Origin of the sequence: Pseudonocardia sp. Ae505_Ps2 (assembly GCF_001932425.1) — a bacterium.
Taxonomy (GTDB): Bacteria; Actinomycetota; Actinomycetes; order Mycobacteriales; family Pseudonocardiaceae; genus Pseudonocardia.
Genome location: NZ_MCIP01000001.1, coordinates 190,373 through 213,202, shown reverse-complemented (window position 1 = coordinate 213,202; position 22,830 = coordinate 190,373). Strand labels below are relative to the sequence as shown.

The following is a 22,830-nucleotide window of genomic DNA, read 5'->3' as shown; positions in this document are numbered from 1 at the left end:
ACCGTGCCCATCAAACTCGCCCCCGGCCGCGGGCAGACGGTCAACCAGCGCACCGTCAACACCCTGCACTCAGCCCTTCGTGCTCTGGCCGAACGCGGAAACGCCCTGCTCAAGACCACCTTCGCCGCGTTGCGGCGAGTCACGCTATGTCCCTGGCGCACCGGCGCGATCACCGCAGCTGCGCTCGTACTACTCCACACCGAGTACGACCGCACGACATGATCAACCCGCTACTGAGAACACCTCACTGACGCTGGACACCGGACCGGACATCGGAACCGAATGGGTCATCAGGGTCCCCAGGGAGGACACATGAGCATCCGGGTGATGGTCGTCGACGACCACCCGATCTGGCGCGAGGGCGTGGCCCGCGACCTCGCCGAGCGCGGCCTCGACGTCGTCGCGACGGCCCCGGACGCGCCCGCCGCGGTCCGGATCGCGACGGCCGTGCGGCCTGACGTGATCCTCATGGACCTCAACCTGGGCGCGACCTCCGGCGTGGACGCGATCGCCGCGATCGGACAGCAGAGCCCGGACAGCCGGGTGCTGGTGCTGTCCGCGTCGGGCGAGCACGCCGACGTCCTGGAGGCGGTCAAGGCCGGTGCGCTCGGCTACCTGGTGAAGTCGGCCGGGGTCGAGGAACTGCTGGAGGCGATCCGGCGCACCGCCGACGGCGTCGCCGTGTTCACCCCGGGGCTGGCCGGGCTGGTGCTGGGGGAGTACCGGCGGCTCGCCGACGCCCCGCGCCCCGCCGACGGCGCGCCGTCGGTCCCGGCGCTCACCGAGCGGGAGACCGAGGTGCTACGCCTGGTCGCGAAGGGCATGACGGCCAAGCAGATCGCGGCGAAGCTCGTCGTCTCGCACCGGACCGTCGAGAGCCACGTGCAGAACACCCTGCGCAAGCTGCAGCTGCACAACCGCAGCCAGCTCGTCCGCTACGCGATCGAACAGGGACTCGCCGACTGAGCCCGTCCGGGAGCGGCACGGTGGGTTCCCCGCGGTGAACGGCGGCAAACGGTAACGGGGGACACCCCCATCACGAACAGGTCACGGGACCCGGCAGACTCGGAGCAGCCCCCGACGCGCGACCCCCGGAGACGCCTGTGACCGACCCGAGCGCGCTGATCGGGTACCTGCTCCAGAGCCCCTGGCTGGTGCCCCTGCTCGCCGTCGCCGTGATGTGCGACGGGCCGTTCCCGTTCCTCCCGAGCGAGCCGGTGCTCTTCAGCGCCACGGCCGCCGCACTGGCGGACGGCGACCGGTGGCGGATCGTGGCCCTGTTCGGTGCCGCGGTGGTCGGCTCCCTGCTCGGCGACGCGCTGCTCTACGGCGCCGGACGCAGCTCCCACTCCGTGGTCCGGGCCACCCGTCGCGGTGACGGGACCGGTGCCTGGATCCGCCGCCACCTGCACCGACGGCCGATCACCGCGCTGGTCGCGACCCGGCTGCTGCCGGGCGGACGGCTGGCGAGCGTGTCCGCGGCCGGCCGGGTCCGGCTGCCGCTGCGCGCGTTCCTGCCCGCGACCGTCGCCAGCGCGCTGGTGTGGAGCACCTGGATGACCGGCATCGGTGTCCTGGTCGGACCGATCACGCACGGCGACCCGCTGATGTCGGTGCTCGCCGGGGTCGTCCTCGCGGCGCTCGTCGCGTCCGTGGCCGCCGCGGCCAGGGCGCTGCTGCGGCTGCGCCGCCCCGTCGTCGCGGTCTGACCGGTCCGGCCGGTCCGACGGGCGCCCGACCCGTTCGCGTCGAACCTGCGTCCCGCGCCGTTCGGACGGTCTCCTGCGCTGCGGCACATGGCAAGCTGAGCCGTCCGGACGAACGGGGCGGGGAGAGCTGAGGACGTGCACGAGGACGGCGAGCGGATCTCGGCGGTGGCGGTGGGGCGGCCGGTCGTGCCGCCGGGGGTCGAGGTCGTGGCCCACGTGCCGCCCGCGCCCGCCGAGGGGGCCGCGGCCGCGGTCGACCGCGCCCGGCCCGGCCTGGTCCTGGTCGACCTGACCGGCCCGGAGGGCGTGGCGCCCGCGGTGATCTCCGCGGTGCTCGCGCGCGTCCCGGCCGTCGCCGTGCTCGCCGTCGCCGGTGCGGTCGCCGACCACGCCCGGGTCCTCGACGCGGTCCGGGCCGGCGCGACCGGCGTCGCGACCAGTGCGGACCCCCGGGAGCTCGCCGCCGTCGCCGCCGCGGCCGCTGCCGGGCGGCCCGCGTTCTCCCCGGGGCTGGCCGACGTCGTCCTGGAGTCGGTCGCGGCCCCCGCGCACGCGGTTCCGGAGCTCAGCCCGCGCGAGTCCGAGGTGCTGCGGCTGGTGGTCGAGGGGCTCACCGCCAAGCAGATCGCGGCCCGGCTGGTGCTGTCCCCGCGCACGGTCGAGAACCACGTGCAGCGGCTGCTGCGCAAGTTCGAGGTGCCCGGCCGCGCGGCGCTCGTCCGGCACGCCATCGAGTACGGGCTCGCCTGAACCGTCGCTTGTACGTTTCTGCGTATTTCCGTACTTTCGTGGTGTGACCGATCTCGACGCCCGGCTGCGTGCCGTGGAACGCGCCGTCGCCGACCTGCAGGACGCACTCCGTCCGACCGGCGGGGACACCCCCGCGGCGCCCGCGGACGACGTCCTCTGGGCGCTGACCGAGCTGGAGGCCCGCAGCCCCGGCGCGGTCCTGATGGCGGGAAGCGTCGCCGTCCCCGGCACCGGTGAGGTCCGCTGGCAGTACGCCCGCCCCGGCGAGGCGCTGCTCGACGCCGACTGGTCCGAGCTCGCCGGCACCCTCGACGCGCTCGCCCACCCCGCACGGCTGGCGATCCTGCAGCACGTGCTGGGCGGGGTGCACGGCACCGCGCAGCTGCTGGAGCAACCCTCGGTCGGCACGACCGGGCAGCTGCACCACCACCTGCGCCAGCTCGTCGCCGCCGGGTGGCTGGCCTCGACCCGCCGCGGCCACTACGAGGTGCCCGCCGCCCGTGTCGTCCCGCTGCTGGTCACAGTCCTGGCCGCGCACCGATGAGGGGACCCGCGATGACCGCCACCACCACCTCCACCTCGACGACCGCCGGGACCGGGCACCGCGTCGGGGCCGTGTCCGCTGTCGCCGCCGTCGCCGCCGTGCTGGCGGTGCTCGTCGGCGCCGTCGCCGGCCCGGAGCACCGGCGGCTCGGCCCGCAGACCACCGGTGACCCGGCCCTGGCCGAGCGGGTCCGCGCCGCGGCGGGCGGACACGACGGCTACCGGTCGCTCGCCGTCGCCGAGGTCACGCCGACCACGGTCACCACCGCCGGGCTCGGCCCCGCCGACGCCGGGGCACCCTTCGAGATCGGCTCGGTCACCAAGACGTTCACCGCCGCGTTGTTCGCCGACGCCGTGACCCGCGGCGAGGTGCGTCCCGACGCCCCGCTGGAGCGGGCCCTGCCGGAGCTGGCGGGCACCCCGGCGGGCGCGGTCACCCTCGCCTCGCTCGCCCAGCACCGCTCCGGGCTGCCGCCGCTGGGCGCGACCGCCGCCGCCGGGGCCCTGGCCACGACGGTGAACCTGAACCCGTACTCGTCCACGACCACCGCGCAGCTCCTCGACGACGCCCGCGCCGCCGCGGTGGACCCGCAGCAGCCGCCCACGTACTCCAACTTCGGCGTCGCGCTGCTGGGGACGGCGCTCGTCCGCGCCGCAGGCGCCGACGGCTACCCGCAGCTGGTCGCCGACCGGATCACCGGCCCCCTCGGCATGTCCACGACGACCTTCGCCGCCACCGACGCGCAGGTCCCGGACACCGCGGTCCCCGGACACCGCGACAACGGGCGCCCCGCGCCGCGCTGGGTCGGCGAGGGCTACCTGCCCGCCGGGAGCTCCACCTTCTCGACCGTCGAGGACCTCGCACGCTGGGCCGCGGCCCAGCTCACCGGCGTCGCACCGGGGACCGCCGCGCTGACCCCGACCGCGCAGGACGGGCCCGGCACGTCGATCGGCTGGATCTGGGTCACCAGCGAGGCCACCGGCGCCGACGGCGCCCGGCACCCCTACGTCTGGCACAACGGCGGCACCGCCGGGTTCAGCAGCATGGTCGCCCTCGACCGCGACGGCGGCCGGGCCGTGGTCGTGCTCGGCGACACCACCGCCGGGGTCGAACCGGTCGCCGGCACCCTGCTGTTCGGCACACCTCCGTCCGACGGCGGCGCGGGCCTCCTCGCCTGGGCGCCGGTCGCGGCCGCGGCGCTGTTCTCGCTGCTCGCGCTGCGCCGCGCGTTGCGGGAGGGGGCCCTGCTGCCGATCGCCGACGGCCTGCTGACCGCGGTGTTCGGGCTGGTGCTGCTGTGGAACCGGGGTCCGTGGGCCTCGGTCGGGGGCTGGGTGTGGGGCCTCGTGCTCGCCCCGGCAGCGGCCGCGCTGGTCCTCGCCGTGCTGCGGGGCCGCGACCTGCCGCTGCGCCCTTCCGGGCGCGCCGTCACGGCCTGGGCGGGGCTCGGGCTCTCGGCGGCGCTGGTCGCCGTGGCGGTGTGGGCGGGCTGAGACCCCGCGAGGCTCGCGGGAGCAGCGCCCGCGCCGGCTACCGACGCGCGGTGAGCCGGGCCAGTGCCGCGTCGAGCACGGCGGGCACGTCGGGCGCGGACAGCACGTCCACCGGCCGGGTGCCCGGCTCGGCGGGCACCGTCGCCCCACGGGCAGGCCCGAAGCCGGTCTCCACGGTCAGCGCCGTGGGCGTCGGGGTCAGCGACCCGGGCGCGACGCACTCCAGCAGTGCCGTCGCGTCGTGCAGGGCGACGGCGTCGCGGCCGTAGCGGCCCCGGTAGAACCGCATGTACGGGGCGATCATCGCGGCCAGCTCGGCGCCGACCGGATCGGCGTCGCCCAGTGCGGCGACCCACTCCGGGCCCGCGGCACAGCCCAGCGTGGTCTCCAGCGGCACCAGCGCGACCGGCGCGGAGCCCGCGCCGGGGTCCTGGGCGAGGACACGGTGCGCGGCCTCCGGGTCGGCGTGGACGTTGAACTCGGCCGCGGCGGTGACGTTCCCGCCGCCGATCGCCCCGCCCATGACGCCGACCCGCTCGATATGCCCCGCCAGGTCGGGACGGGCGGCCAGCAGGATCGCGGTGTCGGTCAGCGGGCCGATCGAGGCGATCGTGACCGGCTCGGTCGCCTCCTCGAGCACCCGCGCCATCAACGCGACCCCGGATCCGGCCACCGGCGCGACCGGCTCCGGCAGCGCCGCGGCGCGCCCGCCGAGCCCGTCGGAGCCGTGCACGTGCCCGGCCCGCTGTTCGCGCCGGTGCACCAGCGGGCGGGCGGCCCCGACCCCCAGGGGGACGTCCGGCCGCCCGGCGAGGGCGAGCAGCCGTCCCGCGTTGGGCAGCGTGGCGTCCAGGCCGACGTTGCCGAACGTGGCGACGACGGCCCGGACGTCCACCTCGGGACTGCGCAGGGCGAGGACGAGCGCGACGGCGTCGTCGACACCGGGGTCGGTCGAGATGATCAACGGACGGGGCACACCGGCGAGCCTACGACCGGCCCGCCGGGGCGGTCACTCGCTCCGGGTGGGCTCGTCCTCGTGCTCGGCGTCGACCTCGCGGGCGGCCGCTCCGGTGGCCCCGGAGTCGTCGGTCGTCGCGGCGGGTCGGGGGTTGCCCGCCTTGTCGGCGTCGACGCGGGAGGTGCCGCCGCCTCCGGAGGTCAGTTCGTCGGTACCGACGTCGGTGCCGTCGTCGGGCTGGCGGTGGTCGCTCACGGGCTGGCCTCTCGGGTGGGGATCGCGGTCCTCGGGAGGTACCCGTCGCCGCAGGGGTGCACACGCCTAGTGTCTGGCGGGTGCGACGTCCGCCGATCCCCGACGCCGACCCGGAGCAGGCGAAGCTGTTCAGCCTCACCTCGCTGCGCTGGATCCTGCGCCACCGCGCGTACGGCCCCTGGTACCTGCGGCGGTACTGGCGGCTGGCGAAGCTGCGGCTGCGGCACCCGCACGTCGTGCTGCGCGGCATGGTGTTCCTGGGCAAGGACGTCACGATCGAGGCCCGCCCCGGGTTCGGGCGGCTCGAGATCGGCCGGTGGGTGCACATCGGCGACGGCACCGCCCTGCGCTGCCACGAGGGCTCGATGCGGATCGGCGACAAGGTCGTGTTCGGCCGCGACAACACCGTCAACTGCTACCTCGACGTCGAGATCGGCGCGACGACGCTGGTCGCCGACTGGGTCTACGTCACCGACTTCGACCACCGCACCGACGACGTCCGGCGCCCGATCAAGGACCAGGGCATCGTGAAGTCGCCGGTCCGGATCGGCGAGGGCTGCTGGCTCGGGGTGAAGACCTCGGTGCTGCGCGGCACCCGGATCGGCCCGGGGAGCGTGCTCGGGGCGCACGCGGTCGCGCGGGGGGACATCCCCGCGGAGTCGATCGCCGTCGGGACCCCGGCGCGGGTGGTGCGGGACCGGCGGGCCGACTACGAGGCCGCGGCCGCCGAGCGTGCCGCCGTCGCCGACATGGCCCGCAAGGCCGATCGGGCCCTGCAGGCCCGGCTGGACCGGGCCTGAGCACCCCGCGGGCTCAGGTGTCGAACAGGTTCCCGGTGGGGATCTTCGGGCGGGGGAGCTCCCTCGGCCCGGCCGCGGTGGCACCGGCGTAGATGCGCGCGGTGTGCCCGGCGATCACCGGCCAGGCGAAGTCGGTGCGCAGCCGGGCCCGGGCGGCGCGGGCCCGGCGGCGGGCCGCGGCCGGGTCGGCGAGCGCGCGGTCCACGGCGTCGGCGATCCCGGGGACGTCGCCGGGGGCGAACCCGAGACCGGTCTCGCCGTCGCGGACCAGCTCGCCGAGCCCGCCCGCGGTCGAGGCGACGAGCGTCGCGCCCACCGCTGCGGCCTCCAGCGCCACGATCCCGAACGGCTCGTAGCGGCTCGGCAGCACGACGGCGTCCGCACCGCGCAGCAGGGCGGTCAGCTCGCCGTCGGGCAGGTGGCCGAGAAAGGTCACCGAGCGCGTCACCCGGTGCTGCGCGGCGCGCTCGACCAGCATGTCCTGCTGGGTCCCGGTCCCCGCGACGAGCAGCCGGGTCCCGCGGTGCCGCCGCCGGATCCTGGGCAGCGCCGCGATCAGGTCCTGGACGCCCTTCTCGTACTCCAGGCGTCCGACGTAGACGATCCGCGGCCCGTCGCCAGCCGGTGCCGCGGCGGCGCGGGACCGCCAGCGACGCGGGTCGATGCCGTTGTGCACCACGTGGACGGCGGCCGGGTCGAGGTCGTGCAGGGCCGAGACCTCGGTGCGCATCGCGGCGGAGCAGGTGATGACCTCGTCCGCACGCTGGGCGAGCCACCACTCGGTGGAGTGCACCTGCCGGTTCAGCGGGCCCGGCAGCCAGCCGGAGTGCCGGCCAGCCTCGGTGGCGTGCACGGTCGCGACCAGTGGGACGCCGAGGACGTCGGCGAGCGCGATCGACGGATGCGCGACGAGCCAGTCGTGGGCGTGCACGACGTCCGGCCGCCAGCCCGGCAGCAGCGTTGTCAGGGCGTGGCGCAGCATCGCGTGCCCCATCGCGAGCGTCCACGCGACCAGGTCGTCGGCGAACTCGAGTTCCGGCGGGTCCTCGGCCACCCGCAGTACCCGGACCCCGTCGACGGTCTCGGCGCGGGTCGGATGGGTCTCGGCGTCGGTGCCGGTGGGGGCCCGGGACAGCACGACGACCTCGTGCCCGGCCGCGACGAGCTCACGGGACAGCGCGTGCACGTGCCGCCCCAGCCCGCCGACGACGACCGGCGGGAACTCCCAGCTGACCATCAGCACCCGCATCGCCCGATCCTGGCAAACGCCGGACCGGTGGTAACCCCCGGGGCGTCGTCCACCGCGCTGGGCCCCGCGACCCCGCGGCCCCCGCCGCGCCCGGCGGGGCGGTGGACCCGGTGCCCGGCGGGGTGGTGAGTCCGGCGCCCGGGGTCGGTGGCCCACGGACACCCACCTCGCCGTATTCGCTTACCGGGTAAGCGAGTTCGCGGTCAGACCCGCTCCAGGTCCCGCGTCCACGTGTCCGGAGGCCGGTGGCAGGGTGGCAGCGGCGTGTCCGCTCAGGTCCCGCGCGTCCACGTGCCCGAAGGTCGGCAGCGGCGCGTCCACCCAGGCCGCGACCCGGCGCCGAGCGGCCCGCCGCCGACCGGCGCGCAGCAGCCCGGACAGCTCGGCCACCCGCCCGGCGTGCAGGGCGGCGCGTGAGCGGGCGTACCCGGCGGCGGAGTCCTTGCTGACCATGAACGCCCAGTCGCTGGACAGGGCGTGCAACGCCTGGTCGGCGAGCAGGTCGGCCAGCGGGTCCCGGACGGGCCCGGGGTGCGGGGCGGCGAGCAGGTCGGACTGGACGGCGGCGTTCGTCGCGACCAGGTCGGCGACCTGCGGCCCGGCCCAGACCCGCCAGTCCTTGCCCGAGCCCCAGGACGACTCCCGGAGGTCGACCGGATCGCCGACCAGCCCGTCGTCGACGGCGTCGCCGAGGGTGCGCACGGCGACCCCTGCCTCGGGCAGCCGGCGGAGCACGGCGGCCAGCCACGCCGGCCCCTCGTGCCACCAGTGCCCGAACAGCTCGGTGTCGAACGCGGCGACGGTCAGTGCCGGGCGGCCGCGCTCGGCACGCAGTGCCCTCAGCCGCGCGACGACGGTGTCGACGAAGTCGTCGGCGTCGCGGGAGACCGCGCGGGCGGCGAGCGCGGGGTCGTAGGGCTTCTTGCGCCCGGTCGGCACCCGCCGTCCGGTGACCCGCGCCGGTTTGAGGCCGGAGTCGTGGTCCCAGGTGTGGAAGTCGCGGTACTCGGCCGAGCCGGGGTAGCCCTTGCGGGGCGACCACACCCGGTAGGTGATCTCCAGGTCGCGGCCGACGCACACGACGTCGGAGGTCCCCACCGGCCGGGCGAACGCGGTGTCACCGCGCAGCGCGGGGCCGTCGACGAGGAAGCGGTGCACCCCGGCGGCCGCGTAGTCGTGCTCCATCCCGGGCGCGAAGCCGCACTCGGGCGCCCAGATCCCGGCCGGTCGGGCACCCAGGCGGAGTGCGTGGTCGTCGAGCCCGGCGCGCAGCGAGAACGCACGGACCCGCGGGTCGAGGAGCGGCTGGAACGGGTGCGCGGCCGGCCCTCCCAGCAGCTCGACGGCGCCGGAGTCGCGCAGCCCGCGCAGCGCGGGCGACCCGCCGTGGCGCCAGTGCCGCTCGAACTCCGCCGTCGCCGCCGTCGACACCCGGTGCTCGTGCGCGGCCAGGTCGGGCAGCCGGCCCGCCGCCGAATGCGCACGCAGCGTCCATCCGCCGAGCCAGTCGTGCACCCCGCGCAGGCAGTGCGGGTCGTCGAGCTGGGCGGCCAGGACCGGCGTCACCCCGAGGGTGGCGAGTCCGGTGCGGCCCTCGTCGGCCAGCTCGCGCAGCGTCGCGACGACGGGCAGGTAGGAGTGCGCCCAGGACTGGTAGAGCCACTCCTCGCCGACGGGCCACCGGCCGTGCCGGGCCAGCAGCGGCAGGTGCGAGTGCAGGACCAGGCAGAACGTCCCGACGGGCGTGCCGCTCACGGCCGGGTCGCCGTGACCAGCAGGTCGAGCGAGGCGTCGAGGTCGGCCTGGTCGCCGGTGCGCAGCACGAAGTCCGAGCACCGCACCCCGGCGACGTCGACGGCCAGCGCCTGCGGCCACGGCTGCCCGGACAGCGCCAGCGCGGTCTGCGCCTCGATCAGGCCGCCGTGGCGGGCGTCGAGCTCGCGCAGCCGCGGACCGTGGTGCAGCCCCTGCACCACGACCCGGCCGAACCCGGCGTCGGTGACCAGACCGGCCAGCTCGCGGGGGTCGAGCTCGCGGGTGTGGAACGGGTTGAGCGGGGTGTCGCGGCCGGGGGAGAAGGTGATCCGGTTCGGTGTCGACACCATCAGCCGCCCGCCGGGGCGCAGCACCCGCAGGCACTCGCGCAGGAACCGCTCCTGCTCCCACAGGTGCTCGATGACCTGCAACGACACGACGACGTCGACGCTCCCGTCGGGCACCGGCAGCGCCACCAGGTTGGCCCGGGCCACCCCGACCCGCGGATAGCGGGCCCGGACGTGGGCGACGGTCGCCACGTCGTAGTCCAGCGCCAGCACTGCGCGGGCGGTCCCGGCGAGCAGGTCGGCGCCGTAGCCCTCGCCGCATCCGGCCTCCAGCACGACGCCGCCCGAGCAGTCGGCGGCGATGGCCGCGTAGACCACCTCGTGGCGGCGGAACCAGTAGTTCTCGTGGCTGATGCCCGGGACGGTGCGCTCCCCGGTGAGGGGCAGGCTGCTGGTCACCCTCCGACTTCACCACGCCCGTCGGTGAGACCTCCCACCGGTCCCCTCGCGTGCGCTACCGCTCGTCGACGCGGGGCAACGCAGCGTCACCGCGGACGTCTGGAGACGTGGAGCCCGACGCAGGACCTGCCAGGCACGACGGAGGGAGACCCATGACCGACATCGCGACCGACGAGGACACGGTGACGCTGACCATCACCGGCCGTAGCGGATCCTGGCTCGTGTCGGGTGTGCTCGGCCGGGAACCGCTGCCGCTCAAGGGGTTGGACGACGGCGCCCTCGCCGAGATGCTGTGGGCGATGCTGCCGGTCCCCCCGTCGGCCGCGCACGGCCCCGCGTACCCGGCCCCCGCGCCCGGCCGCCGGCACCCGGGCTGAGCCGCACTAGGGCCTCAGTCGGGTCGCGCACGTCCGGTTCGCGGTCGGCGCACGGTTCGTGCCGGTCGCCGTGCGATCGCTCCCGGACGGGTACCGCCGGCCCACCGACGGGTATCCGCCCTTCCCCCGGCCGTGCGGGTCGGGTGACGCCCACGGCGTCGTGCCGAGAGGAGCCCAGGATGAACGACCCGGCGGACGAGAACGAGACGCTGTCGCTCACCATCACCGGGCGGTCCGGTTCCTGGGTGGTGTCGGGCGTGCTCGGTGACGAGCCGGTCGAGCCGCGCGCGATGGACGACGAGGCCCTCGGCGAGGTGCTGTCGATGGTCGTGCCCGAGGAGGACCGCGCCGACGCCGAGCCCCCGCCCGGCCGCCGCGTCGGCTGAGCCCTACAGCCGTCCGTCGGCTGAGTCCTACAGCCGTCCCCGCAGCAGCGAGGCCGCCAGCAGCGCCACCTCGACCTGCAGCCGGTCCTTCCCGACCGGGCGTCCGAGCAGTTCCTCGGCCTTGCGCACCCGGTAGTGCACGGTGTTCTTGTGCAGGTGCAGCCGGGCCGCGGCCCGGGTGTAGCTGCCGCCCTCGGCCAGGAAGACCCGCAGCGTCGCCCGGAGCTGGTCCACGCCCGGCTCCTCGCAGGTCAGCCCGGCCAGCACCCGGTCCACCCAGCGGCGCAGCTCGTCGGACCGGTCGGTCAGCAGCGCGGCGACCGCGACCTCGTCGAAGTCGGTGACCGCCGGGCGGGCCTCGTCGGTCTCGGCGACAGCCCGCGCCCGGACGGCCTCCGCCAGTGACCCGCGGAACCCGGCCAGGCCCCGGCCCGCTCCGCCGAGCGCGAGGCGCAGGTGCCCCGGCAGCCGCTCCCGCAGCAGTGCGACGTCGAGCGGGGGCACGTCGGGCGCGCTGTGCCACGCCCACAGGGTGCGGCTGTCGGCGAGCACGGTCAGCGGTGGTCGGCTCGACGCCTCGCCGAGCAGCCGTGCCCCGGCCTGGAGGACGGCGTCGTCGACCGGCTCGCCCGCCGCCCCGGGCGCCCACAGCACCGCGGCCCGGTGCCAGCCCCCGACCGGGATCCCGAGCAGCTCGCGGGCGGCGGCCTCGCTCAGCGGTTCGGTCTCCAGGACCATCCGCACCCGCGCGGCGATGTCGGCGCCGGAACGCGTGCTCCACCGCCGTCGCTCGGTCTCGTAGATGTCGATCAGGCCTCCGATGACCTGGTCGATGTAGCGGTTGGTGCGGCCGGTCAGCTCGGACAGGACGGTGAGCGGGTCGGGACCCGGCCGGTCCAGCCGGCGCAGCGCGTCGATCGCCCACTGGTCGAACATGTGCTCGCCGAGCCGGTAGGCGCGCAGCAGCGCCTCCAGCGACAGCTCGTACTGGGCGAACCGGCGGGCGTACTCGGCGGCCGCCGGCGGCACCGTGATCTGCTCCATCGGGATGGCGTGCGCGAGCATCCCGACGATCGCCGACAGGTTCGCCGCGGTGCTCGCGACCATCAGCCGCCGGACCGTCTCGTCGTGCCGGAACTCCGGGATGACCCCGACGAACCAGTCGGTCATCTCGGTGGTCAGCTCGGGCAGCCGGGCCTCGATGTCGCGGGCGACGGCCGCCACGACCTCGTCGACGTCGGCGGGCACGACGACGAACCTAGAGCCAGGCCGGATCGAGGTCGACGGTGGTCCGGTCCAGCGACGCGAGCAGGTCGAACCAGGGCCCGGTCCGCGGCAGCTCGTAGCGGAAGAAGTACCGGGCGGCGGCCCGCTTGCCCCGGCCCAGGTCGTCGTCGCGGCCGGCGGCGGCGAGCAGCTGCTCCAGCCACACCCACGCGACGACGACGTGCCCGGTCGCCTCCAGGTGCACCGAGGCGTTCGCGAGCCGCGCCGCGACGTCGGGTTCGGCGTGCAGCGCGCGGGTCACCTCCACCATCCGCACCCGGGCCGCGTCGAGCGCGTCGGCGTGCTCGGCCGCCTCGCCGCCCGCGGCGCGGCCCCGTGCGACGGTCGCGGCGAGCACCGCGTCGAGGGCGTCGAGCCCGGCGGCGCCGCGCATGGCGAGCTTGCGTCCGAGCAGGTCCAGGCCCTGGATGCCGTGGGTGCCCTCGTGGATCGGGTTGAGCCGGTTGTCGCGGTAGTGCTGCTCGACGTCGTACTCGCGGGTGTAGCCGTAGCCGCCGTGCACCTGGATCGCCAGGTCGTTGGCCGCCAGGCACCACTGCGACGGCCAGCTCTTCGCGATCGGGGTGAGCACGTCGAGCAGCAGCCCGGCCCGCTCGCGGTCGGCCGGGTCCTCGGCGGTGCGCTGGTCGTCGAGCAGCCGCCCGCAGTACAGGACCAGGCCCAGCCCACCCTCCACGTAGGACTTGCCCGCGAGCAGCATCCGCCGGACGTCGGCGTGGTCGACGATCGGGACCTGCGGCGCCGCCGGGTCCTTCGCGTCGACCGGGCGGCCCTGCGGCCGGCTCCGCGCGTACTCCACCGCGGCGAGCTGGCCGGTGTAGCCCAGCGCCACCGCGCCGGCACCGACACCGACCCGGGCCTCGTTCATCATGTGGAACATCTGCGCGAGCCCGGTGTGCGGCTCGCCGACGAGGTGTCCGACCGCCCCCGGCTCGCCACCCGGGGTGTGCGCGCCCTCGCCGAAGTTCAGCACGGTGTTGGTGGTGCCGCGGTAGCCCATCTTGTGGTTCAGTCCGGCGAGCACGACGTCGTTGCGGTCCCCGTCGGGCAGGAACTTCGGCACCACGAACAGCGAGATGCCCTTCACCCCCGCCGGACCGCCGGGGATCTTCGCGAGCACCAGGTGGACGATGTTCTCGCCGAGCTCGTGGTCCCCGCCGGAGATCCACATCTTGGTGCCGGTGATCCGGTACGTGCCGTCGCCGCGGGGCTCGGCGCGGGTGGTGATGTCGGCCAGCGACGACCCGGCCTGGGTCTCCGACAGGCACATCGTGCCGTGGAAGCGGCCCTCCAGCATCGGCCGCACCCAGGTGTCCACCTGCTCCGGGGAACCGTGCGCGAGCAGCAGGTTCGCGTTCGCCGTGGTGAGCATGGCGTAGGCGAAGGTGCTGATGTTCGCCGCCGCGAACCACGCCGAGCACGCCGTGTGCACGACCTGGGGGAGCTGCAGGCCGCCCGCGTCGGCGTCGGCGGTGGCACCGAGCAGGCCGGTGCCGGCCAGCGCCGCCAGCGCGGGTGCCACCTCCGGGTGCATCTCGACGCGGCCGTCGACGAAGCGCGGTTCCTCGGCGTCGTTGCGCTTGTTGTGCGGGCGGAACCGCTCGGCCGCGATCTCGGCGCAGACGTCGAGGACGGCGTCGACGGTCTCCCGGGAGTGCTCGGCGAACCGCGGACGGGCGGTCAACGCGGTGACGTCGAGCCAGTCGTGCAGCAGGAAGTCCAGGTCGCTGCGGGACAGCAGCTGCGACGGTGCGGCCATGACGGCTCCTTCGGGTCGGGGGCGGCGGATCGGGCGGGTCGGCGGGTCGGGCGCGGTGAGCGGGTCGGGACGGGCCGCCGTCGAGCGGCAGGACCGTACCGGTGACCGACCGCCGGCCCGCGCGGCGAGGGGATCGTCGTGGGTACCGCGGCACGTCCGTCCCGGACGAGGATCGCGGTCCGAGTGGTGCAGCGCGAGGAACTCGGCGCTGCTTTGTGTCCTCGGTACAACCGGCCCGGCCGGGTTCGTGATCCACGCCCATGGCGTCGGTCACACGGCGCTCCTACCTTGGGCGGGTCGATCGACGACGCCGTGTCCGACACCGAGGGGAAGGACCCCGATGCACATCGCCGTGCTCCCGCAGGATCGCGTCCGGGCTGCGCCGACCGGACCGTGCATCGCCGACGAGACCCGCGCGCTCGACAACGCGGCGTTCGCCGACGCCGTCGCGGGTGCTGCCGCCGCCCTGCACGCCGCGGGGGCCGGTCGGGGCGACGTGGTCGCGGTCGTGCTGCCCAACCGGGTCGAGCTCGTGGTCACCCTGTTCGCGGCCTGGCGGCTCGGGGCCGCCGTCACCCCGGTCAACCCGGCACTGACCGTCGACGAGGCGGGGCACCAGATCACCGACTCCGCCGCGCGTGTCGTGGTGGGGGAACGGGCGGCGTCGCCGCTGGTGACCCTCGACGTCGCCGAGCTGGCCGGGGACCCGGCCGCCGCGCCGGAACCGGTCACCGACGACGACGCGCTGGCCCTGCTGATCTACACCAGCGGTACCACCGGGCGGCCCAAGGGCGTCATGCTCGACCACCGCAACGTCCGCGCCATGTGCGAGATGATCATCGCCGGGATCGGGCTCGACGACACCGACCACAGCCTGCTGATCCTGCCGCTGTTCCACGTCAACGGCATCGTCGTCTCCGTCCTGTCCCCGCTCCTGGCAGGCGGGCGCACCACGATCGCCGGCCGGTTCCGGGCGGAGACCTTCCTCGACGTGGTCGCCCGGGTCCGGCCCACCTACTTCTCCGCGGTCCCCGCGATCTACGCCATGCTCGCCGCCCTGCCCGCCGACGCGGTGGCCGACACGAGCTCGCTGCGCCTGGTCATCTGCGGGGCGGCGCCCATGCCCGCCGAGCTGATCGCCCGTTTCGAGGGCCGGTTCGACGTGCCGCTGGTGGAGGGGTACGGACTCTCCGAGGGCACCTGCGCCTCGACCCTGAACCCGCCCGGCGGGCCGCGCCGTCCCGGCACCGTCGGACTGCCGCTCCCAGGACAGACCGTCGCGCTGATGGGCCCCGACGGCACCCTCGTCGACGACGGCCCGGGCGAGGTCGTGATCTCCGGTCCGAACGTGATGCGCGGCTACCTGAACCTGCCCGGGGCCACCGCCGAGACGATCCGCGACGGCTGGCTGCACACCGGCGACGTCGGCCGGTTCGACGACGACGGCTACCTGGTCCTGGTCGACCGGATCAAGGACATGATCATCCGAGGTGGGGAGAACCTCTACCCCAAGGAGATCGAGAACGCGCTCTACGCGCACCCGGCCGTGCACGAGGCCGCCGTGGTCGGTGCCGCCGACCCGGTCCTCGGCGAGGTCCCCGTCGCCCACGTGGCCCTGCTCCCCGGGGCCGTCGCGAGCCCGGAGGAGCTCGTCGAGCACTGCGCGGGGCGACTGGCCCGGATCAAGATCCCCACCCGGATCACGATCGTGGACGCCCTGCCGAAGAACTCCGTCGGCAAGATCGACAAACCCACCCTGCGCCGGGCGGCAGTCCCGACCGGCTGACCCGGCACGACCCGGCACGACCCGACACCGATACGACACCGACCTCCCGCGGACCGCCCCGGTCCGGCGGGGGAGCCGACCTGCCCGGAAACGCCCGCGGACGGCTACCGCATGCCACCCTCCGAAAGGGGATGAACAATGGGGTTCAAGACGGGGGACTTCCCCCCGGTCGATCTCGACACCTTCCTCGACAAGCCGCTGTTCGAACGCACGAAGGCGCTCGCCCTGCACTGGGTGGAGTACGGCTTCGGATCGCCGAAGATGATCCCGACGACCTACGTCGTCAAGCTGGTGGTCCTCTACGTGCTCGTGGGCACCACCCTGATCACCTGGACCTCCGGCGTCGGCCCGGTCTGGGACGTCGCGGGCTGGTGGAACGAGCCCATCGTCTACCAGAAGCTCGTGCTGTGGACGGTGCTGCTGGAGGCGATCGGCGTCGCGGGCTCCTGGGGTCCGATCGCGGGCAAGTTCAAGCCGATGACCGGTGGCATCCTGTTCTGGGCCCGCCCCGGGACCATCCGGCTGCGTCCGTGGAAGGCGGTCCCGGGGACCGACGGCGACACCCGCACGGTGCTCGACGTCGTGCTCTACCTGGGTCTGCTCGCCTCGCTGCTGACCGCTGTCGTGCTGCCCGGCGTGCCGAGCGCGTCGCTGTCGGCGGTGCTGCCCGACAACACCTCCGGTCTGGTCGCGCCATGGCTGATGGTCGCGCCGATCGTGCTGCTGATCCTCTGCGGCCTGCGCGACAAGACGATCTTCCTCGCCTCCCGCGGTGAGCAGTACCTGCCGGCGATGGTGTTCTTCGGTGTCCTGCCCTTCGTCGACATGATCGTCGCGGCGAAGCTGCTGATCTGCGCGGTGTGGATCGGGGCGGGCGTGTCCAAGTTCGGTCGGCACTTCACCAACGTGATCCCGCCGATGGTGTCCAACAGCCCGTGCGTCCCGTCGAAGTGGGTCAAGCGGGCCCACTACCGGGACTTCCCGCGCGACATCCGCCCGTCGAAGCTCGCGACGTTCATGGCGCACGTCGGCGGCACCACCGTCGAGATCATCACCCCGCTGGTGCTGCTGTTCTCCACCAACTACTGGCTGACGCTGGCCGGGGTGGTCCTCATGGTGGTGTTCCACCTGTTCATCACCTCGACGTTCCCGCTGGCCGTGCCGCTGGAGTGGAACATCCTGTTCGGCTACCTCGCCGTGTTCCTGTTCCTCGGCTTCCCCAACGGCGACGGCTTCGGCGTCACCGACATGTCCTCCCCGGCGCTGACCCTGGTGATCGTCGCCGCGCTGGCGTTCTTCCCGGTCCTCGGCAACCTGCGCCCGGACCTCGTGTCCTTCCTCCCGTCGATGCGCCAGTACGCCGGGAACTGGGCGTCGGCGCTGTGGACCTTCGCCCCCGGCGCCGAGGAGAAGCTCAACTCGATCGCGCACCGGCCGACCAGGAACCAGGTCGACCAGCTCCGGGCGATGGGCTACCCCGCGGCCGTCGCGGAGGTCACCATGCAGCAGACGATCGCCTGGCGGTCGATGCACTCGCAGGGCCGCGGGCTGTTCTCGGTGCTGTCGGCCCGGCTCGACGACCTCGACTCCCGCACCGTGCGTGAGGCCGAGTTCACCTGCAACTCCTTGATCGGCTTCAACTTCGGCGACGGTCACCTGCACGACGCGCACATGATCGCCGCGGTCCAGCGGCGGGTCGGCTTCGCCCCGGGCGAGCTCGTCGTCTGCTGGGTGGAGTCGCAGGCGATCCACGCGAAGGTCCAGCACTACCAGCTGATCGACGCGGCGCTCGGCGTCGTCGAGCGCGGGTACTGGAACGTGGCCGACGCGGTGAACGAGCAGCCGTGGCTGCCGAACGGGCCCATCCCGCTGACCGTCACCTGGCGTGCCCCGCAGCGGTCGGCCGCCGACGAGGACACCGCCGGGGCCCCGGCGGTCTGAGTCCCGGCGGGGCGGGCGGAGCACGACGCCCGCCCGCCCCGCCGACCCATCCGACGTCCCATCGACGAAGAAGGAACGCACCATGGGTGACGCACTGAACGGCCGGGTCGCGATCGTGACCGGCGCGGGCAAGGGACTGGGACGGGCCATCGCGGAGCGCTTCGGCGCCGAGGGCGCGACGGTCGTCGTCTCCGACATCGACGAGGCCGCCGCGAAGTCGGTCGCGGACGGGATCGCGGGCGCCTCGTACCTGGCGTGCGACGTGCGCGACGAGGCGCAGGTGCAGGCGCTGGTGGCCCACGCCGTCGAACGGCACGGCGGACTGCACGTGATGGTGCCCAACGCCGGCGTCGGGCGGCCCGAGCCGCTGCTGGAGATGGACCTCGCCGCCTGGCGCGCGGTCACCTCGGTGAACCTCGACGGGGTCTTCCTGTCGATCCGCTACGCGGCCCCGGCGATCATCGCCGCGGGCGGCGGCACGATCGTCACCCTCGCCTCGGTCACCGCGACCACCGGTTCGCCGCTGATCGGCCACTACGCCGCCGCCAAGGCCGCCGTCGTGAACCTGACCAAGACCGCGGCGACGGAGTTCCGGCCCCACGGCGTGCGGGTCAACGCGCTGCTGCCCGGCTTCATCGACACCGACCTGGTGACGGCGGCGCAGCCGGGGTTCGAGGCGGCGCTCGGACTGCCCGCCGGCGGGTTCGACGGTCTCATCGCGCAGAAGCAGGGGGGCTACGGCACCCCTGCCGACGTCGCCGAGGCGGCGCTGTTCTTCGCCAGCGAGCGGTCCCGGTTCTGCACCGGGAGCGGCCTGGTCCTGGACGGCGGACTCGATGCGTCGCTGCTCTGAGGAAGCCCCCGGGAACCCCCGTCGCGTCTGCGTGGCGGTGTGGCGGACCGCCACGATGATCGGCTCGCCCGCGTCGTCGCGCCCGGGCCCCCGCACCGCCGGGACACAGGGTCGGTCGTGAGCCGTCCCCGGGACGGGGCGTCCTGTGCCACCGGGTCCGGGTACAACTGCGACGGCGGGGGAACCACCTGCTGTCGGTCCGCTGGAACGGGAGAACACACATGAGCACCGCGACGGTCGTCGGTTCCGGCCCCAACGGTCTCGCCGCCGCCGCCGTGCTCGCCAGGGCCGGGGTCGAGGTCACCGTGCTGGAGGCCGCCGACGAGATCGGCGGTGGCACCCGCACGGTCGAGGCGATCGTGCCCGGCCTGCTCGTCGACCACTGCTCGGCGGTGCACCCGATGGCGGTCGGCTCGCCGGTCCTGGCCGAGCTGGGCCTGGACCGGCACGGGCTGCGGTGGCGCCTGCCCGAGGTCGACTGCGCCCACCCCCTCGACGACGGCGACGCCGGCGTCCTGCTGCGCTCCGTCGCCGACACCGCGGCGGGCCTGGGCGCCGACGGGCCGCTGTGGCGTGCGCTGTTCGGCAGCCCGTCCCGGAACTACGACGCGCTGTCCCAGGACTTCCTGGGCCCGTTGCTGCGATTCCCGGGCCACCCGCTGCTGCTCGCCCGCTTCGGTGCGCCGACCGTCCTGCCGGCCGAGCTGCTGGCACGGGCGTTCCGCACCGAGCGGGGCCGCGCCCTGTTCCTCGGCACGGCCGCGCACGCGTTCCGGCCGCTGAACCGCCCGCTGTCGAGCGCGATCGGGATGGGCATCCTCACCGCGGGGCACCGCTACGGCTGGGGCGTCGCGCAGGGCGGCTCCCGGGCGATCTCCGACGCGCTGGCCGCGGTGCTCGCCGGACACGGAGCGAAGATCGAGACGGGCGTGCACGTCCGCTCCGCCGACGAGCTGGGCGACCCGGACGTCGTGGTGTGGGACGTCGGCCCCGACCGGCTCCCGCAGCTGCTCGGCGACCGTCTGCCGCCGCGGGCCGCGCGGGCCTACCGGCGGTTCCGGTACGGCCCGGCCGCGTTCAAGGTCGACTACGCGGTGCAGGGCGGGATCCCGTGGACGTCCCCCGGGGCGCGGCGGGCCGGGACCGTGCACGTCGCCGGGTCGGCCGCGGAGACCGCGCTCGTCGAGCGCGAGGTGCACGCGGGCCGGATGCCGGAGCGTCCGTTCGTACTGGTCGGGCAGCAGTACCTGGCCGACCCGACGCGGTCGGTCGGCGACGTGTACCCGGTCTACGCCTACGCGCACGTCCCGTACGGGTACACCGGTGACGCGACCGCGGCGATCACCGCGCAGATCGAGCGGTTCGCTCCCGGGTTCGGGGAGCGGGTCGTCGGGACCCTGGTCACCGACCCGGCCGCGTTCGCGGGGAACCCGAACTACGTCGGCGGGAACATCCTCACCGGCGCCAAGGACCTGCGACAGCTGGTCCTCGGGCCGCGCACGACGGTGCAGCCCTACGACACCGGAGCACCGGGGCACTTCCTCTGCTCGGCCGCGACGCCGCCCGGACCGGGTGCGCACGGGATGTGCGGCGCGCACGCCGCGCGCCGCGCGCTCGCCCACCTGGGCCGCTGAGGGCGGCTCAGACGGGCTCGGGCTCCCCGCTGACGGCCACCACCCCGCCGATGTCCTGGCGCAGCCACGCCAGCAGCGTCGTGTCCTCCAGGGTCAGCGGCACCTCCGGCCCGCCCCACCCCAGACGGGTGGTGGGCCGGTGGACCAGCGCGTCCTCCAGCATCGCGGCCAGACCCTCGGTGGCCTGGACGGTGATACCGCCGTGCTCCACCGTCCTGCTGCCCGCAACGTCGGATTCGGCGTGCGGCCCCGTGCTGAGCACGTAGCCGGTCCCCAGACGGTCGTCGAACCCCGTCACCTGCACGACGGCTCCCTCCTGCCGAGTGCGCGAGATGTCGACGGTAGCGAAACCCCACCCCCGATCAGGGCGTACGGCGTGTGACGTCGTGCGTGCACCAGGTGAGGAGAACCGCGCGTGAGTACGGTCACGACCGACCCCGGTTTGCCGGGGCGCTACTCGTTGGTAACAATGAACGTCACAGTGGCACGGCGTGCCATTACGGCACGACCAGTGGCAGAGTCACCGGCTACGACGGGCGCGACGCCGCGGCCCACCCCGCTCTCGCGAGAGCGCGCGGCGCAGCACCGTCACGGTGACGCGAGACGGTCCGGACCCCGACGGGGCGGATCGCGAAGAGGACGACGCGGTGTGCGCGTGGGCGCAGGCCGCCGCGGCAGGAGGTCGAAGAGGTCCTATGAAGATCGTGACCCTGGTGAAGCAGGTGGCCGACACCTACTCGGAGCGGAAGCTGTCCGACTCCGACCACACCCTCGACCGGGAGGGTGCCGAGGCGGTGATCGACGAGATCAACGAGCGCGCCGTGGAGCAGGCCCTGCTGCTCAAGGAGGCGAACGACGGCTCCGAGGTCGTCGTCGTGTGCATGGGCCCGGACCGGGCCACCGACGCGATCCGCAAGGCGCTGTCGATGGGCGCGGACTCCGCGGTGCACCTGTCGGACTCCGCGATCCACGGCTCGTGCGCGGTGCAGACCGCGAAGGCGCTGACCAAGCTGATCGGCACCGTCGAGGGCTGGGACCTGGTCATCGCGGGCAACTCGGCCTCGGACGGCCAGATCGGTGCGGTCCCGGCGATGATCGCCGAGCTGCTCGGTGTGCCGTCGCTGACCCACGCCAACGAGCTGTCCGTCGAGGGCACCACGGTGAAGGCCAAGCGGGAGACCGACGAGGGCGTCACCCACCTGACCGCCGAGCTGCCCGCCGTGGTCTCGGTCGGCGAGAAGTCGAACGAGCCGCGCTACCCCTCCTTCAAGGGGATCATGGCGGCGAAGAAGAAGCCGGTGCAGACCCTCGACCTGGCCGGCGCCGGGATCGACCCCTCCGAGGTCGGGCTGGCGAACGCCCTGACCTCGGTCGTGTCGGCGTCGCCGAAGCCGCCGAAGCAGGCCGGCGAGAAGGTCACCGACGAGGGCGACGGCGGCGCGAAGATCGCCGAGTTCCTGGTCGGCCAGAAGCTGATCTGACGCTGATCGACGACCGACACCACTTCTGCACAGGAGATATTCATGGCTGAGGTTCTGGTCCTCGTCGACCACGTCGACGGCGACATCAAGAAGACCACCTACGAGCTGCTGACCGCCGCCCGCGCGCTGGGCGAGCCGTCGGCGGTCGTCGTCGGCCCGGCGGGCACCGCCGACAAGCTGGCCGACGGCCTGACCGAGCACGGCGCCGAGAAGATCTACGTCGCCGAGACCGACTCCACCGACTTCCTCTCCCCGGAGACGACGGTCCTGGAGTCGCTGGTGAACTCCGCCTCCCCGGCCGCCGTGCTGCTCGCGGCCACCGGCAACGGCAAGGAGGTCGCCGGCCGCCTGGCGATCCGCACGAACTCCGGGCTGCTGTCCGACGTCGTGGGCGTCTCCGCCGACGGCGTCTCGCACTCGATCTTCGGTGGTGCCTACACCGCCGAGGCGAAGGCCAACACCGAGCACCCGGTCATCACGGTGCGCCCGGGCTCGGTCGAGATCTCCCCGGCCGCCGGTGCGGGTGCCCGCGAGACCGTCGAGGTCCCGGCGCCGTCGGGGCGTGCCGCGACCGTGACCGGCCGTGAGCCGATCCAGGGCGGGTCGCGTCCGGAGCTGACCGAGGCGACGGTGATCGTCTCCGGTGGCCGCGGTGTCGGCTCGGCCGAGGACTTCAGCGTCGTCGAGGGTCTGGCGGACTCCCTCGGTGCCGCCGTCGGTGCCTCGCGTGCCGCGGTGGACTCCGGCTACTACCCGCCGCAGTTCCAGGTCGGCCAGACCGGCAAGTCGGTCTCGCCGCAGCTCTACATCGCCCTCGGCATCTCCGGCGCGATCCAGCACCGTGCCGGCATGCAGACGTCGAAGACGATCGTCGCGGTGAACAAGGACGAGGAGGCGCCGATCTTCGAGATCGCCGACTTCGGCATCGTCGGCGACCTGTTCAAGGTCGCGCCGCAGCTGCAGGAGGAAGTCGCCAAGCGCAAGGGCTGACCCTCCCGGTCCGCCACCACACGCTCGACGCCCGGGTGCCCCGCGCACCCGGGCGTCGTCGTGTGTGCGGGGCCCGT

General features: G+C 74.5%; 22 protein-coding genes and 1 pseudogene. 15 read left to right on the top strand and 8 right to left on the bottom strand.

Translation table 11 applies throughout. From position 1 onward, the window contains the following. From Ae505Ps2_RS30775 to Ae505Ps2_RS00985, 6 genes and pseudogenes are all read left to right on the top strand, one after another. Window positions 1-222, top strand: a pseudogene (locus Ae505Ps2_RS30775) (IS5/IS1182 family transposase); the annotation flags it as partial. A gap of 90 nt (window positions 223-312) precedes the next feature. Beyond that, the gene (locus Ae505Ps2_RS01005) at window positions 313-966 is read left to right on the top strand and encodes a response regulator transcription factor (protein ID WP_020624502.1); all 654 of its coding nucleotides are present in this window, start codon (window positions 313-315) and stop codon (window positions 964-966) included. A 137-nt stretch (window positions 967-1,103) separates the two neighbouring features. Continuing rightward, complete coding sequence (locus tag Ae505Ps2_RS01000) at window positions 1,104-1,709, top strand: VTT domain-containing protein (protein ID WP_020624503.1); 606 nt, start codon at window positions 1,104-1,106, stop codon at window positions 1,707-1,709. 135 nt (window positions 1,710-1,844) lie between these two features. Continuing rightward, the gene (locus tag Ae505Ps2_RS00995; protein ID WP_075333801.1) at window positions 1,845-2,459 is read left to right on the top strand and encodes a response regulator transcription factor; all 615 of its coding nucleotides are present in this window, start codon (window positions 1,845-1,847) and stop codon (window positions 2,457-2,459) included. Window positions 2,460-2,502: 43 nt separating this feature from the next. Next, on the top strand, window positions 2,503-3,003 hold the full coding sequence (locus tag Ae505Ps2_RS00990; protein ID WP_020624505.1) for a helix-turn-helix domain-containing protein: 501 nt from the start codon (window positions 2,503-2,505) through the stop codon (window positions 3,001-3,003). Window positions 3,004-3,014: 11 nt separating this feature from the next. After that, on the top strand, window positions 3,015-4,496 hold the full coding sequence (locus Ae505Ps2_RS00985) for a serine hydrolase domain-containing protein (RefSeq protein ID WP_075333800.1): 1,482 nt from the start codon (window positions 3,015-3,017) through the stop codon (window positions 4,494-4,496). A 37-nt stretch (window positions 4,497-4,533) separates the two neighbouring features. Here the strand turns inward: Ae505Ps2_RS00985 and Ae505Ps2_RS00980 are convergent, their stop codons facing one another. Continuing rightward, entirely contained in the window at window positions 4,534-5,472 is a 939-nt protein-coding gene (locus tag Ae505Ps2_RS00980) for a nucleoside hydrolase (protein WP_075553332.1), read from the bottom strand. A gap of 33 nt (window positions 5,473-5,505) precedes the next feature. After that, a complete protein-coding gene (locus Ae505Ps2_RS00975; RefSeq protein WP_075310605.1) occupies window positions 5,506-5,709 on the bottom strand; it encodes a hypothetical protein in 204 nt (67 codons plus the stop codon). Between the two features lie 80 nt (window positions 5,710-5,789). On the opposite strand from Ae505Ps2_RS00975, the gene Ae505Ps2_RS00970 reads away from it, so the two are divergent. After that, window positions 5,790-6,509, top strand: coding sequence for an acyltransferase (locus Ae505Ps2_RS00970; RefSeq protein ID WP_020624509.1), 720 nt, complete (start codon window positions 5,790-5,792; stop codon window positions 6,507-6,509). Between the two features lie 13 nt (window positions 6,510-6,522). Here the strand turns inward: Ae505Ps2_RS00970 and Ae505Ps2_RS00965 are convergent, their stop codons facing one another. The 3 genes from Ae505Ps2_RS00965 to Ae505Ps2_RS00955 all read right to left on the bottom strand — a co-directional run bounded on the left by Ae505Ps2_RS00965 (window position 6,523) and on the right by Ae505Ps2_RS00955 (window position 10,259). After that, window positions 6,523-7,758 carry a glycosyltransferase family 4 protein gene (locus tag Ae505Ps2_RS00965; RefSeq protein WP_075310606.1) on the bottom strand — a complete coding sequence of 412 codons (1,236 nt, stop codon included), beginning with the start codon at window positions 7,756-7,758 and terminating at the stop codon, window positions 6,523-6,525. Between the two features lie 180 nt (window positions 7,759-7,938). Next, complete coding sequence (locus Ae505Ps2_RS00960; protein WP_020625242.1) at window positions 7,939-9,513, bottom strand: glycoside hydrolase family 57 protein; 1,575 nt, start codon at window positions 9,511-9,513, stop codon at window positions 7,939-7,941. Further along, window positions 9,510-10,259, bottom strand: a complete 750-nt coding sequence (locus Ae505Ps2_RS00955; protein WP_020625243.1) for a class I SAM-dependent methyltransferase — start codon at window positions 10,257-10,259, stop codon at window positions 9,510-9,512. The genes Ae505Ps2_RS00960 and Ae505Ps2_RS00955 overlap by 4 nt, the downstream gene beginning before the upstream one ends. A 152-nt stretch (window positions 10,260-10,411) precedes the next feature. Between Ae505Ps2_RS00955 and Ae505Ps2_RS00950 the strand changes: the two genes are divergently transcribed. Together Ae505Ps2_RS00950 and Ae505Ps2_RS00945 are read left to right on the top strand one after the other, a co-directional pair. Further along, window positions 10,412-10,636, top strand: coding sequence for a hypothetical protein (locus tag Ae505Ps2_RS00950; protein WP_020625244.1), 225 nt, complete (start codon window positions 10,412-10,414; stop codon window positions 10,634-10,636). 179 nt (window positions 10,637-10,815) lie between these two features. Next, window positions 10,816-11,022 carry a hypothetical protein gene (locus Ae505Ps2_RS00945; RefSeq protein ID WP_020625245.1) on the top strand — a complete coding sequence of 69 codons (207 nt, stop codon included), beginning with the start codon at window positions 10,816-10,818 and terminating at the stop codon, window positions 11,020-11,022. Window positions 11,023-11,049: 27 nt separating this feature from the next. On the opposite strand, the gene Ae505Ps2_RS00940 is transcribed toward Ae505Ps2_RS00945, so the two are convergent. Both Ae505Ps2_RS00940 and Ae505Ps2_RS00935 read right to left on the bottom strand, forming a co-directional pair. Then, window positions 11,050-12,270 (bottom strand): helix-turn-helix domain-containing protein, encoded by a 1,221-nt coding sequence (locus Ae505Ps2_RS00940; RefSeq protein WP_020625246.1) that lies wholly within the window; start codon window positions 12,268-12,270, stop codon window positions 11,050-11,052. Between the two features lie 10 nt (window positions 12,271-12,280). Continuing rightward, window positions 12,281-14,068 carry an acyl-CoA dehydrogenase gene (locus Ae505Ps2_RS00935; protein WP_075553331.1) on the bottom strand — a complete coding sequence of 596 codons (1,788 nt, stop codon included), beginning with the start codon at window positions 14,066-14,068 and terminating at the stop codon, window positions 12,281-12,283. Between the two features lie 340 nt (window positions 14,069-14,408). Between Ae505Ps2_RS00935 and Ae505Ps2_RS00930 the strand changes: the two genes are divergently transcribed. The 4 genes from Ae505Ps2_RS00930 to Ae505Ps2_RS00915 all read left to right on the top strand — a co-directional run bounded on the left by Ae505Ps2_RS00930 (window position 14,409) and on the right by Ae505Ps2_RS00915 (window position 20,282). Next, window positions 14,409-15,854, top strand: a complete 1,446-nt coding sequence (locus Ae505Ps2_RS00930) for an AMP-binding protein (RefSeq protein ID WP_075553330.1) — start codon at window positions 14,409-14,411, stop codon at window positions 15,852-15,854. A gap of 138 nt (window positions 15,855-15,992) precedes the next feature. Next, on the top strand, window positions 15,993-17,795 hold the full coding sequence (locus Ae505Ps2_RS00925; protein ID WP_075310612.1) for a DUF3556 domain-containing protein: 1,803 nt from the start codon (window positions 15,993-15,995) through the stop codon (window positions 17,793-17,795). An 82-nt stretch (window positions 17,796-17,877) separates the two neighbouring features. Beyond that, on the top strand, window positions 17,878-18,648 hold the full coding sequence (locus tag Ae505Ps2_RS00920; protein WP_075310614.1) for an SDR family oxidoreductase: 771 nt from the start codon (window positions 17,878-17,880) through the stop codon (window positions 18,646-18,648). A gap of 221 nt (window positions 18,649-18,869) precedes the next feature. After that, on the top strand, window positions 18,870-20,282 hold the full coding sequence (locus Ae505Ps2_RS00915) for an NAD(P)/FAD-dependent oxidoreductase (RefSeq protein WP_075310616.1): 1,413 nt from the start codon (window positions 18,870-18,872) through the stop codon (window positions 20,280-20,282). Between the two features lie 7 nt (window positions 20,283-20,289). Here the strand turns inward: Ae505Ps2_RS00915 and Ae505Ps2_RS00910 are convergent, their stop codons facing one another. After that, complete coding sequence (locus Ae505Ps2_RS00910; protein ID WP_075310618.1) at window positions 20,290-20,586, bottom strand: hypothetical protein; 297 nt, start codon at window positions 20,584-20,586, stop codon at window positions 20,290-20,292. A 391-nt stretch (window positions 20,587-20,977) separates the two neighbouring features. On the opposite strand from Ae505Ps2_RS00910, the gene Ae505Ps2_RS00905 reads away from it, so the two are divergent. Then, on the top strand, window positions 20,978-21,763 hold the full coding sequence (locus tag Ae505Ps2_RS00905; RefSeq protein ID WP_020626655.1) for an electron transfer flavoprotein subunit beta/FixA family protein: 786 nt from the start codon (window positions 20,978-20,980) through the stop codon (window positions 21,761-21,763). Between the two features lie 42 nt (window positions 21,764-21,805). Continuing rightward, the gene (locus Ae505Ps2_RS00900; protein WP_075333797.1) at window positions 21,806-22,753 is read left to right on the top strand and encodes an electron transfer flavoprotein subunit alpha/FixB family protein; all 948 of its coding nucleotides are present in this window, start codon (window positions 21,806-21,808) and stop codon (window positions 22,751-22,753) included. Window positions 22,754-22,830: the final 77 nt, after the last annotated feature.